The organism is Rhizorhapis sp. SPR117, assembly GCF_021742065.1.
On sequence record NZ_JAKKIE010000018.1, the window covers coordinates 1 to 12,498 of the forward strand.

10 protein-coding genes are annotated in these 12,498 nt (G+C 58.3%); 4 read left to right on the forward strand and 6 right to left on the reverse strand.

The annotated features are described in order from the left end of the window. On the forward strand, positions 1–203 hold a 203-nt coding region (locus L3X40_RS08875; RefSeq protein WP_237365285.1), incomplete at its 5' end, for an ATP-binding protein. Positions 204–280: 77 nt separating this feature from the next. On the opposite strand, the gene L3X40_RS08880 is transcribed toward L3X40_RS08875, so the two are convergent. The 5 genes from L3X40_RS08880 to L3X40_RS08900 all read right to left on the reverse strand — a co-directional run bounded on the left by L3X40_RS08880 (position 281) and on the right by L3X40_RS08900 (position 6,430). Further along, the gene (locus L3X40_RS08880; RefSeq protein ID WP_237365286.1) at positions 281–1,333 is read right to left on the reverse strand and encodes a relaxase/mobilization nuclease domain-containing protein; all 1,053 of its coding nucleotides are present in this window, start codon (positions 1,331–1,333) and stop codon (positions 281–283) included. Then, complete coding sequence (locus tag L3X40_RS08885) at positions 1,330–1,752, reverse strand: MobC family plasmid mobilization relaxosome protein (RefSeq protein ID WP_237365287.1); 423 nt, start codon at positions 1,750–1,752, stop codon at positions 1,330–1,332. Before L3X40_RS08885 ends, L3X40_RS08880 begins: the two co-directional genes overlap by 4 nt. Before the next feature lie 515 nt (positions 1,753–2,267). Further along, on the reverse strand, positions 2,268–3,107 hold the full coding sequence (locus L3X40_RS08890) for a 4-(cytidine 5'-diphospho)-2-C-methyl-D-erythritol kinase (RefSeq protein ID WP_237365288.1): 840 nt from the start codon (positions 3,105–3,107) through the stop codon (positions 2,268–2,270). Between the two features lie 19 nt (positions 3,108–3,126). Further along, complete coding sequence (locus L3X40_RS08895) at positions 3,127–4,773, reverse strand: tetratricopeptide repeat protein (RefSeq protein WP_237365289.1); 1,647 nt, start codon at positions 4,771–4,773, stop codon at positions 3,127–3,129. Positions 4,774–4,777: 4 nt separating this feature from the next. After that, positions 4,778–6,430, reverse strand: coding sequence for an electron transfer flavoprotein-ubiquinone oxidoreductase (locus L3X40_RS08900; RefSeq protein WP_237365290.1), 1,653 nt, complete (start codon positions 6,428–6,430; stop codon positions 4,778–4,780). Between the two features lie 128 nt (positions 6,431–6,558). On the opposite strand from L3X40_RS08900, the gene L3X40_RS08905 reads away from it, so the two are divergent. The 3 genes from L3X40_RS08905 to moaB all read left to right on the forward strand — a co-directional run bounded on the left by L3X40_RS08905 (position 6,559) and on the right by moaB (position 9,564). Further along, positions 6,559–7,290, forward strand: coding sequence for a uracil-DNA glycosylase family protein (locus L3X40_RS08905; RefSeq protein WP_237365291.1), 732 nt, complete (start codon positions 6,559–6,561; stop codon positions 7,288–7,290). A 65-nt stretch (positions 7,291–7,355) separates the two neighbouring features. Continuing rightward, positions 7,356–9,047 carry a lytic transglycosylase domain-containing protein gene (locus L3X40_RS08910; RefSeq protein WP_445177169.1) on the forward strand — a complete coding sequence of 564 codons (1,692 nt, stop codon included), beginning with the start codon at positions 7,356–7,358 and terminating at the stop codon, positions 9,045–9,047. After that, a complete protein-coding gene (gene moaB / locus L3X40_RS08915) occupies positions 9,037–9,564 on the forward strand; it encodes a molybdenum cofactor biosynthesis protein B (protein ID WP_237365292.1) in 528 nt (175 codons plus the stop codon). Before L3X40_RS08910 ends, moaB begins: the two co-directional genes overlap by 11 nt. 92 nt (positions 9,565–9,656) lie before the next feature. Here the strand turns inward: moaB and secA are convergent, their stop codons facing one another. Next, positions 9,657–12,392, reverse strand: a complete 2,736-nt coding sequence (gene secA / locus L3X40_RS08920; RefSeq protein WP_237365293.1) for a preprotein translocase subunit SecA — start codon at positions 12,390–12,392, stop codon at positions 9,657–9,659. Positions 12,393–12,498 lie beyond the last annotated feature (106 nt).

Sequence of the window (12,498 nt, forward strand, 5' to 3'; positions counted from 1 at the left end):
TTTATGAGCAGACCAGCGTCATCATCACCACCAATCTCAGCTTCAGCGAGTGGGGCGGTGTGTTCGGTGATGCCAAAATGACGACCGCTCTGCTGGATCGGCTAACCCACCACTGCCACATTCTTGAGACTGGCAATGACAGCTTCCGCTTCCGCGCCAGTGCCGCAGCGCCAAAAATCAGAAAGGAAAAACCAACCTCTTGACCCAGCGCCCGCAACGCGGGACATAAACCAGCCGGGTCACTTCTCGATGAAAATACCGGGTCACTTCTCAGCGACAATCAACACGTTTCCCGTTCGTTTTGCGCCTTCACCTTGGCATATCGCCCCGTCAGCCGGTGCCAGATGCCGGAAAACCCGCGCGGCAGACGCTCGGCGCGTGCCTTGGTCTCCGCCTGCCAGCGCCGCTCATGCGCGTCGGTAAGGCGTTTCCGTTCTTCCCGCTGGCGCGCCAACAGGTCCGCCTTGCGGAAGTCGATGACAGCCGACCGACGTGCAGCGTCCCGCTCTACGTCTTTGATGAAGGCTTGCAGCTTCGCGTTCATTCCGCCCGAGATTTCGGCTTTGACGTCCTGAACTGAGCGAAGCGCTCGCGCGTCGCCGAACCTTGCCTCAATCTCTTTTGCCTTCACGCCTGCGTACCGCGAGAGCGAATAAACCTCGCCCCGGTAATCGACGGCGACGAAGCCGCGACGGTCGCCTCGGGCGAGCCAGAAGCCGCGCTCTCGCAGCGCCCGGTCAAAGGCCGCCTGGCTGTCGGACCGGTCCCAGCACTGCCGGAACACCGCCTTGAGTTCGCGCGCGTCCAGCCCCGCGCGCGCTGCCTGTTGCCATTCCGCGCGCGTGAAGGTCAGCGGGTCGCGCAGGCTCCGGTCCTGAAGGCCGCGCGGCATGTCCCAACCATGCTCCATGTAGAGCTTTCGGGACACGTCCCGAAGCTTGATTTTGTAGTGGGGCAGGTTGATTGCGCGCATCCGCTCCGCGTCGATCCGCGACCAAACGGCATGAGCGTGCCGCCTCCCGTCCTTCTCGTGAAAGACGATGGCGCGCGGCTGGTTCTCCAGCCCGAGCTTTCGTTCGACGTCATCGATGGCCTGCTCGAACGCCTCAATGTTGGCCTGCGCCCCTTCAGGCGGGTTCAGGCTCATCGAAAACAGGTGCTTTTCGCAGCGCGTGCCAGCGGCGATGGCGTCGGCTTCGCTGAATGCGCCGCGCAAGTCCTCGCTGGCAAAGCCACGCACCTCGTGCAGCTCGACGTGATCGTTGTCGCGCATCGCCAGAAGATAGCGGGCAAGCTGCTGCCCGCCGCCGCGTTCTTTGGCTTTCAGGATCATGGCCCGCCCTCCGGCGACTTGCCGAGAGCGCGAAGAAGCTCAGCCCGCAGGTCCGACACCTCGCGGCAGGCTTCCTTAAGATCGGCCTCGGTTTCCGGCGTGACGGGAAGAGAGCCCGTGTTCACCGCCTTGGCGAGTTGGTTCAGGTTGGATGAAAGCCGGGACTGGCCCAACGCACCAAGGACGCGCCCAAGCGCCTCGCGGTCCCCGACCGGGCTATTGCCGCTCTTCTTGCGAGGGCTGGCGTCGTCGCCGAACAGTCGCTCGCGGATATGCACGCTCAGGGGCTTGCTGCCACGTTCAGTGTCCAGCCGCGCGCGTTCCTCGTGCGTGAGGCGCAGGGAGAACGGTGGCGGATACTTCTTCTCCGCAGCCTTGACCGTGCCTAAGGCATTAAAGTTTTGGCTTAAATGGGTCATCGCCGCACCGCAGACCCTTAGGGTCTAGCTGCGCGAGATGGCGCTCCCATTCATCAAGCACCTCGAAGAGAGTGTTCGAACTTTCTCCTGCGAGGTGCACCATTTTCTATTTGAAATCCAATGATTTGCATCGTCGACGGCTGGCCCATCAGCGTGCGACGATTCAGAAGCCCTCGAGCGCGGGGAAAGCCTCTCCCAAAGTCGCTAAATCCACCTCGAACACCAAAGCAAAGCAGCCACGGCACCCCAAGCTGTCATCCATTTCAGCCAAGGGAAGCCCGACCAGGGCTTCCAGGCGCAGAGATTGGCTCGTGGCATCCGGTCATTTTTCTCCCTCCTTGCGCGCCTCGCCGTCAAATCCGGACGGGCGCGTGTGGGCAGAAGCGAATTGTCCATTTCTGCCCAGAACGCTTCGATCCTGTCGAGCTTGGCCAGGTCGCGGAAGCTCGATGGCACTGGACAGCTCCGCCGGTGCCATTCATTCCGTCAACGATATAATAGGCCTCACTCATCATTCAGCGTAGCTTTGACGCCATGGTCCACCAACCAGGCTGGGTGCTTTTCAACTCTGCCGCTGCTTTGTTCAGCGCGTATTCGTCATGTAACAGGGCAAAACAGGTCGCGCCCGATCCCGACATACGGGCAAGCAAAAGTCCCTCCAGCCCCTCCAATACCGCCAGAACATCGGCGATCTGCGGCACCAAAGCCATGGCTGGGGATTGCAGGTCATTGCGCGCCTGCAAGAGGATGTTCGACAGGTTCGATGCAATCAGCGCCCCGCGATCCTGCTGATCCCAACCGGTAAAAACGGCTGCGGTGGAAAGCGAAACCCTCGGATTGACCAGCAAAAGTGGCATTCCTGAAAGACCATCTATTTCGCGCAGTTCGAGTTCCTCTCCCCGCCCCGTCCCCATCAATGTGCGGCTTACGAAGCAGGCTGGAACGTCGGAACCAAGCTCCGCCGCAAGAGGCAACATATCGACTGCGCTATCCAGCCCCCACAGCCGGGACAACAGCCGCAATGCCGCCGCCGCGTCCGCCGAACCACCGCCGATCCCCGAAGCAACAGGCAGGTTCTTGACCAAATGAATGTCCGCACCCCAAGCGACATCAAAACGTCGCTTCAATATGCGGGCTGCCCGCAGCACCAGATTATCCGGTCCGGCATTCAGGTCCCGCGCGAAAGGTCCATCGATAATCAGCGACAGGTCTCCATCCTCTCGCACACTCGCGCTCACCACATCGCCATGTTCGGCAAAGGCAAACAAGCTTTCTATCTGATGAAAGCCGTCCGCTCGCCGCGCACGGACATGCAGGGCAAGGTTGATCTTTGCATAAGCGGTTTCGGTCAGCATGACAGGGACGGCGCAGGGGTCAAGGCGCGGCAAAATCCGGGCGCAGTCCAAGTCGGATCTTTTTGGCTATACGGCCCTGTTCCTGTTCATCGGCATAGATATAGGCGGCCTCCCAGGAATAGCGGGCTTCGAAACGCCGGCCCGCCGCCCAATATGCGTCGCCCAGATGTTCGTTGACCGTAGCGTCGTCGGGGGCGCCCAGCACCGCCCTTTCCAGAACCGGAATCGCTTTTTTCACATCGCCGTTGACATAATGCGCCCATCCCAGCGAATCCGTGATCGCCGGATCGTCCGGTTTCAAAGCGTTGGCTTTTTCCAGCAGGGCAAGCGCAGCGTCGATATTCTGCCGTCGCTCAATCTGTGCATAGCCCAGATAGTTGAGGATGATCGGTTCGTTGGGCGCGATTTTCGCCGCCTTTTCAAGTTCCGCCTTTGCCTCATCCCAGCGACCGGCCTGTTCGAGCGCCCCGCCCTTCAACAGATATAAGGACCATGGAACGGCTTTCTCGCCAAACATGTCGATCGCTTTTTGATACGCGTCAGCCGCTGCCGTAAAATCGTCGCGACGGGACAGCAGGCCCGCGACACGAGCGTAATCATTGGCATTGGCATCCGGCGATGCCGCCACGGCCTGCGCCATGTCGAGCGCCCTGTCCTGATCCCCTGCACCCAGCACCGCCGCGATACGCACATCATTGGCCATATTGGCGAAAAGCGAAAGCGGCTTTACGGCAGCCATTTCCTGCAATGCAAACTGCGGATGATCTGTCGCCAGCAATTGCCGGGCAACCTCTATACGACATTCATCCGCCGCAGGATCGGCGAATGACGCAATACGTGCGATGGAGAGAGCCAGATTTTGGCTGTTTTCACCAGACAAGTCGTCCGCCAATTGCATGAGCAACCGCGCATAACCCTGCGCTGCGGTGCGGACCTGCAATTTGGGTTTGCGTCCTGACTGAATGGCCGTCCGCAATGCGGCAACATCCTTGTTTGGGACATTGAGCAGTGCAAGCGCCGCATCCTTGCGTCCCAGATCCGCCAGCCCGGACGCCGCCGTCATCCGAAGGCCGGGCAGCATATTGGTGCGCAAGGATAGCGCCTGTTCAATGAACGGCATGGCGCCATCCGCATCACGCAGCGCGAGATGCTGCAAAGCCTGATGTTCGGCCAGATAACGCCGCGTCAGCGCAGCCATTCCACTATCCTGTGGCAGAGCTGGCGGCACATATTTGCCCTCGGAAAGCGAGATCCAGCTCTCCACGATTGGTGCCAGAAAAGAGAAATGCCGTTCACTGGTCAGCCGCCCCGTCAGGACGCGCGCCTTTGCCAGATCTCGTTTCTGTAATGCATCGGCAAGCAGCAGCAATGGTCCATCGGGTGGCAGGGCCATCTCCTGATCGAGAATATGCGCGGCGCGCAACGCCAGCGCCCGATCGCCGCTCTCTATCGCCTGACGATAGGATCGCAGCGCCAGCACCAGACTATTCGGATCAAGCGCCAGCGCCTGCCGGTAACTTTTCACCGATTCCGCCAACGCCCCATCGGAGTCGGCCAGACGCGCGCGCGCATAATCTTGCAACGCTTCCTGCCCGGCATCGATGCTGGCATGGGCCGGAACCGCCAGACCCGACAGTCCTGCAAGCAGGAACAGCGTTGCAATCATGGGCCTACATATTGGGATAGTTCGGGCCTCCGCCGCCTTCTGGGACGACCCAGTTGATATTCTGGGTCGGATCCTTGATGTCGCACGTCTTGCAATGCACGCAATTCTGCGCATTGATCTGGAATCGGGGCGTCCCTTCTTCCAGTCCCACCACTTCATAAACACCCGCCGGACAATAACGCTGCGCAGGTTCGTCATAAAGCGGCAAATTATGCTGAATGGGAACGTCCGGGTCTTTTAATTGCAGGTGAACCGGCTGGTCTTCCTCATGATTGGTGTTGGACAGGAACACCGACGACAGACGATCGAAGCTGATAACGCCATCGGGCTTGGGATAATCAATCTTCGCGCACTGTTCCTTGCGCCAGAGCTTGGTATGGTCGGGTTCGTGCTTCATGGTGAAGGGCAAGCCGATTTTCAGCGTGCGCATCCACATATCGGTCCCCGCAACCAATGTGCCGAGCGTGCTGCCAAATTTTTCAACGGCGGGCTGGGCATTACGCACCTGCTTCAATTCGCTGGCGATCCAGCTTGCATTGACGGCATCGCCATAGGCGGTCAGCGCATCGCTCTCTCGCCCTGCCGAAATGGCGGCAAAAGCGGCTTCGGCAGCAAGCATTCCCGACTTCATCGCCGTGTGGCTGCCCTTGATGCGCGGCACATTCACAAATCCTGCCGAACAGCCGATAAGCGCGCCGCCGGGGAAGCTCAGTTTCGGTATGGACTGCCATCCGCCTTCATTGATCGCGCGTGCACCATAGGAAACCCGGCGCCCGCCCTCCAGAATTTCGCGGATTTTCGGATGCTGTTTCCAACGCTGAAACTCCTCGAAGGGCGCAAGATGCGGGTTTTTATAGCCCAGACCGACTACGAAGCCGAGCGCAACCTGCCCATTTTCCTGATGGTACAGAAAGCCGCCGCCATAAGCATCCGTCAGCGGCCAGCCCTGCGTATGAATGACACGGCCAGGCGCATGTTTGGCGGGATCGATATCCCACAGTTCTTTCAGGCCGATGCCATAGGTTTGCGGCTGGCAATCGGCCTCCAGATCAAACTGGCGTTTCAATATCTTGGTCAGGTGACCCCGCACGCCTTCTGCGAAAAAGGTATATTTGGCGTGCAGTTCAAGGCCTGGTTGATAGTCCGGTTTGTGCGCGCCATCGTGCGCCACACCCATATCGCCGGTCGCCACGCCCTTTACCGAACCATCATCGTGATACAGAATTTCGGCAGCAGCGAAGCCAGGAAATATCTCAACCCCCAGTCCTTCGGCCTGTTCGACAAGCCAGCGGCACAGATTGCCCAGCGATCCAGTATAAGTACCCTTGTTGTTCATGAACGGCGGCATCAGCAGATGGGGCATTTCCCACTTGCCATTTGCGGACAGGAACCAGTGCTGATTATCATTGACGGGCACGTTGGCGAGGGGGCAGCCCTGCGTTTTCCATTCCGGCAACAGTTCATCGAGCGCCTTGGGATCGACCACAGCGCCGGATAGAATGTGCGCGCCTACTTCCGATCCCTTTTCAAGGATGCAGACGGACAGTTCCCGCCCCGCATCATTCGCCAGTTGCTTCAGGCGAATGGCCGCTGAAAGACCCGCAGGTCCCCCACCTACAATCACCACATCATAGGGCATCGATTCCCTGTTATTCATTGCTTTCTCCTTGCCGCGCGGCCATGTCCTTCCGGTCGTCGCACTTCGTTCACGCTTGACCAGATTACCCGATGTTCGAACATTGACCGTTTCGTCAACCTCAGACTCTATCTTTCCTGCGGGGTACAATGGAATATCGAACAGATCATCCCATAGGCAATCTACTTGGCTGGTGGCAACTGGCTGGTGTCGATTTACCTGTGTCGGACCACGGCCATGGATGGTTGACGCCCGCCGCTGAACCTGCAAAGTCCATAGCGTCTGCGGCCGCCATCAATCCTGTATCCCCCCAATCAGGCGGCGAAATGCCGTCCAGCCTCCCCAAATTTCTGTCCTGGCTGAAGACCAGCCCGGACGTTCCGGAGGCCGCATGGACGAACAACAGAATTTTACCCGACATCGCCCAACCGCGCGATGTCATGGTCATTTCCGACATGCCCGACGCCGAAGACATGCAGGCAGGCATCCTCTTTTCGTCCGGAGTCGGACGCCTGCTGGATGCCATGCTTGGCGCGATCGGGCTTGGCCGGGATGCAATCTACTTGTGCTCGCTCGCCAGCGCACGTCCGCCTGGGGGAATGTTCGATCCATCCACCGCCGAACGACTGGCCCACATCATGCGGCGGCACATATCTCTTGCTGCACCAAAAACACTGTTATTGCTCGGCGACAAGACCAGTCGTGCCCTGTTGACGGCCGACACCCTGACAGGGACAGGAAAATTACCATTGCTTAACCATGATCGTGGCAGTGTAAGCACCATAGCCACGTTCCATCCGCGTTTTTTGATGCGGCACGCTGCCGCAAAGCGCGAATGCTGGAACGACCTGCAAATGCTGTTGAAGGAAATAGCGTCTTGAAATTCCGTACCGTCTTCCTTGCTTCACTGTTGGCATTGCCTGCGCTGCCCGCTCATGCCAGCCCGATGAACATGGCGAACGCCGCGAACCAGGCCCATGATCGCAATATTCCTTTTCAGCTCAGCGCTGCTGACAATGCCCAGTATCGTGCCATTTTCGCTGCCATTCATGCGGAAAAATGGACGGAAGCCAAAAGCCTGATCGAAGCGACGAACGATGCTTCGCTACGCCCGATAGCGCTGGCCGAACTCTATCTTGCGAAAAATTCGCCCAGGGTCGAGCTATTCGACATCCTTGCATTGCTCGATAAGGCTCCATCCATACCAGAGGCCGAGCAGCTAACGCGGCTGGCGCAAAAGCGAGGCGCGACGATCTTGCCGGACCTGCCGCAGGTTCGGCAGCTGGCATGGTTTCCCGGATCGCCGCGCCGCAAGGTAATAGCAACCATCCGGCAGGATGCCATGGGACAGGCATTGGGTGAAAAGATCCTGCCGCTGATCAAGAACGATGACCCCGCCGGTGCGGAGGCGCTGCTTATTGCCGCAGAATCCGGCCTGTCACCCGAAGCGCTGACCGAATGGCGGCAAAGGGTGGCCTGGTCCTATTATATCGAAAATGACGACAGCAACGCCCGTCGCATGGCCGCGCGCGCACTGCAGGGCGGAACCGGCCCCTGGCTGGCGCAGGCGTACTGGGTCACCGGACTGACCGCATGGCGTCAGAATGATTGCAAGACCGCCGCGCCAGCCTTTGAAAATGTCGCAGCGCGCGCCGACAATGACGATATGCGGGCTGCAGGCTATTATTGGGCAGCACGCAGCCACATGGTCTGCGGCGACGCGCCAAAGGTTGAAAGCCTGATGCGGAGCGCGGGGCGCCTTGATGAAACCTTCTATGGCCTTCTGGCCCGGGAAGCTTTATCCATACAAGCCCCCGTCAATATGATGACAGCGCGATTTGATGGCGATGACTGGCGGCGGTTAAAAAAACACCAGAATGTCCACATGTCTATCGCTTTGATCGAAATCGGCGAAAATGAGCTGGCCGACAACCTCCTGCGCCATCAGGCACGGATTGGCGCGCAGGACGAACATGATTCGCTGCTGCGCCTTGCCCGCGGCCTGGATCTGCCGGAAACGCAGATATGGCTGTCTCACAACGCGCCACCAGGACAGCGGCCTGACGCCTCGGCTCGTTATCCCATGCCCAAATGGACGCCCGATGGCGGCTGGCGCGTCGACAAGGCGCTTGTCTTTGCTCACGCTTTGCAAGAATCCAATTTCCAGGCTTCTGTTGTCAGTCCTGCGGGCGCACGCGGATTGATGCAGGTGATGCCCTGCACTGCCAGACTGATGGGCGGAGCCATGGTCGACCCTGCCCAGCTGAACAATCCATCAACCAATATGGAATATGGTCAGCGCTATCTGGAAAGCCTGCGCGATATGAGCGCGACCGGCGGACTGCTCCCCAAGGTCATGGCCGCCTACAATGCCGGCCCGACACCTGTAGGCCGCTGGAACAGTGAAGTGCGCGACAATGGCGATCCGTTATTGTTCATCGAATCCATTCCCTATTATGAAACCCGCGCCTATGTGACCATCGTCATGCGCAATTACTGGATGTATCAGCAACAGGCCGGTGAAGAGACCAGCAGCCTTGCCAGTCTGGCGCAAGGGCTGTGGCCGCGCTTCCCCGGCATGAGCGGCGCGACTGCGGTGCGTGCCGATGCCAATGGAAGGTCCTTTGGTGCCGATTGACGAAGGTCTTTCATTCCATCCGGTCCGCATTGCCGTCCTGACGGTTTCGGACAGCCGGACACTGGCCGAAGACAGGTCGGGGGATACACTGGTCGAGCGGATTGAAACGGCGGGGCATATCGTCGCGGCCCGTTATCTGGAAAAGGATGACAAGGACGCCATCGTTTCCCATCTTCATGCATGGATCGACGATCCCGATATCGATTGCATCATCACCACCGGCGGCACCGGGGTTACTGGTCGCGACGTTACGCCAGAGGCCCTGGCGCGGGTACAGGACAAGGAAATTCCCGGCTTTGGCGAACTGTTCCGCTGGCTGAGTTATCAAAAGATCGGCACGTCAACCATCCAGTCCCGCGCCTGCGCCTGCGTCGCGCGTGGCACCTATATCTTTGCGCTTCCGGGGTCGCCCGGCGCAGTCAGGGATGGCTGGGACGGCATATTGGCCAGTCAGCTCGATAGCCGTCACTCACCTTGCAATTTCGTCGAACTGATGCCGCGGCTGCGAGAAAAATAGACGCCCATTCGTGCCGAGCGAAGTCGAGGCATCTTGCGCGAACATCCCTCGACTTCGCTTGGGACGAACGGATCAGTGTAAAATCATCAATCTCAAACCGCACCATGGCAGTGTTTATATTTGCGTCCGGAACCGCAGGGGCAGGCCGCATTGCGACTGATGTCCATATCCGCATAGGGATTTTCGCCTTGCTCCCCTTCAACCCTGCGCGCCAGCAACGGGGGCAGCGTCGTTGTGACATAACCTTCCCTGCTCCCGTCAAGATCGGCGGTGTCATCCAACCCCGTCAGCGGATCGATGTGGGTGGTGATGAAGTCGGGCAGAACCGGCAATTCGGGCAATTCCGGCTCATCCATACGGAATTGCGCGCGGGCAATGGTCCGGGTTACATCCTCGCGGATATTGCCAAGCATCCGTTCGAATAAAGCGAACGCTTCCTGCTTATATTCGTTGATCGGCGTTTTCTGCGCATAGGCACGCAGATGTACCACCTGACGAAGGGCATCGAGCGTCGCCAGATGTTCCTTCCAATGATGGTCGAGCGTCTGGAGCAGAATATTCTTTTCCACCATATGCCAGCTCGCCTGATCAATCGACGCGGCTTTTGTGGCGACGGCGGCATCGGCAAGTTCTGCAATGCGGGTTTCGATCAGTTCCGGCTCCAGCGCATCTTCGTCCATCCAGGCGTCGATATCGGGTTCCAGATTCAGGGTTTCCCGCGTCGCTTCTTTCAGTCCCTCAATGTTCCATTGTTCGGGGTAGGTACCTGGAGGACAATTGTCAGCGACGATGGCGTTGACCGTTTCGGTGCGCATGTCGGTCACTACGTCATCGACGGTTTCGGCATCCATGATGTCACTGCGCTGTTCATAGATCACTTTGCGCTGATCGTTCATGACATCGTCATATTCGACCACTTGCTTGCGAATGTCGTAATTGCGCGCTTCGACTTTTTTCTGGGCAGTTTCAATCGCCTTGGACAGCCATTTTGAACCGATGGCCTCGCCATCGGCCATATTCTTGTTCATCATCCGCGCAAACAGCGTATCAGGACCAAAGATGCGCAGCAGATCGTCGTCCAGGCTCAGATAGAAGCGTGAGAGGCCGGGATCGCCCTGACGACCCGAACGGCCTCGAAGCTGGTTGTCGATACGCCGGCTTTCATGCCGTTCCGTCGCCAGAACGAACAGGCCTCCAGCGGCGAGCACTTCCTGCCGCTCCGCCTCGATTTCTGTTTTGATCCGCTCAATCGCGGTATCGCGATCGGGACCATCGGGCATTTCGGACAGTTCATCATTGATCCGGAATTCCAGATTGCCGCCAAGCTGAATATCCGTGCCGCGTCCTGCCATGTTGGTGGCGATGGTGACGGTGCCCTTGCGCCCCGCCTGCGCCACGATATGCGCTTCCTTTTCATGCAGGCGCGCATTCAGGACCGCGTGAGGCACCTTTTCGGCATTCAGAAATTCCGAGAGCATTTCGGATTTTTCGATGGATACAGTGCCGACCAGCACCGGTTGCCCGCCTTCTGCCTTTTCCTTGATCGCCTTGGCAATCGCGCCGAACTTGTCCTTGGTATTTTTGTAGAACTCGTCTTCCTCATCGATCCGCTGGACGGGCACATTGGTAGGAATGGTGACGACATTCATCTTGTAGATATCGAAAAATTCCGCCGCCTCGGTTGCCGCCGTACCGGTCATGCCCGACAGTTTGGGGTACATGCGGAAATAATTCTGGAAAGTGATGGACGCGAGCGTCTGGTTTTCCGGCTCGATCTGAACCGCTTCCTTCGCCTCGACCGCCTGGTGAAGACCATCGGACCAGCGACGGCCATCCATCATGCGACCGGTGAATTCGTCGATGATGATGACCTTGCCATCCTTGACGATATAGTCGGTGTCCCGCTTGAACATCATATTGGCGCGCAGGGCCTGATTCACATGATGCACAACCTGCGTATTTTCAAAATCATACAGGTTGGACCCGGTCAGCAGGCCCGCATCTTCCAGCATCCGTTCGATTTTTTCGGTGCCGTCTTCGGTCAGCGTGATGTTGCGCTGCTTTTCATCCTTTTCATAATCCTCGTCGGCCAACTGCTTCACAATGGCATCGACGGAAATATAAAGTTCCGACTTATCATCGGTCGGCCCTGAAATGATCAACGGCGTGCGCGCTTCATCGATCAGGATCGAATCGACTTCATCGACAATCGCGAAGTTAAAAGCGCGCTGCACCATCTGCGCGCGCTCGAACTTCATATTGTCGCGCAGATAGTCGAAACCGAGTTCATTATTGGTGGCATAGGTCACATCGGCGGCATAGGCCTCGCGCCGTTCGTCCTCACGCAAATTGGGTACGATGACCCCGGTGGTCAGGCCCAGAAAGCGGTATACCTGCCCCATCCAATCGCAGTCACGACGGGCGAGATAATCGTTCACCGTGACGACATGGACGCCTTTGCCTTCAAGCGCATTGAGGTAAGTGGCGAGTGTCGCCACCAGCGTCTTGCCTTCGCCGGTACGCATTTCCGCGATTTCACCGCGATGCAGGACAATGCCGCCGACCATCTGCACATCATAATGCCGCTGGCCCAGCGTGCGCTTTGCCGCTTCGCGTACCGTTGCAAATGCTTCGGGCAAAAGGTCATCCAGTTTCGCGCCATCGGCCAGCCGCTCCCGGAATATCTGCGTCTGGTTCACCAGTTCCGCATCGGTCATGGCGGAAATTACCGGTTCAAAATCGTTGATCCGATCGACAACCTTCAGGACGGATTTGACATAACGGTCATTGGATGACCCGAAAATGGATTTGGCGATAGCGCCGAGCATGCCTGAAATTCCTGTGACTTGACGATGGTGCGGATACCCGCGCAAACATGGGGTGCGATGTAGGTTGAGGGGGCTGAATAGTCAATTGAAGTCGATTGACCCATGC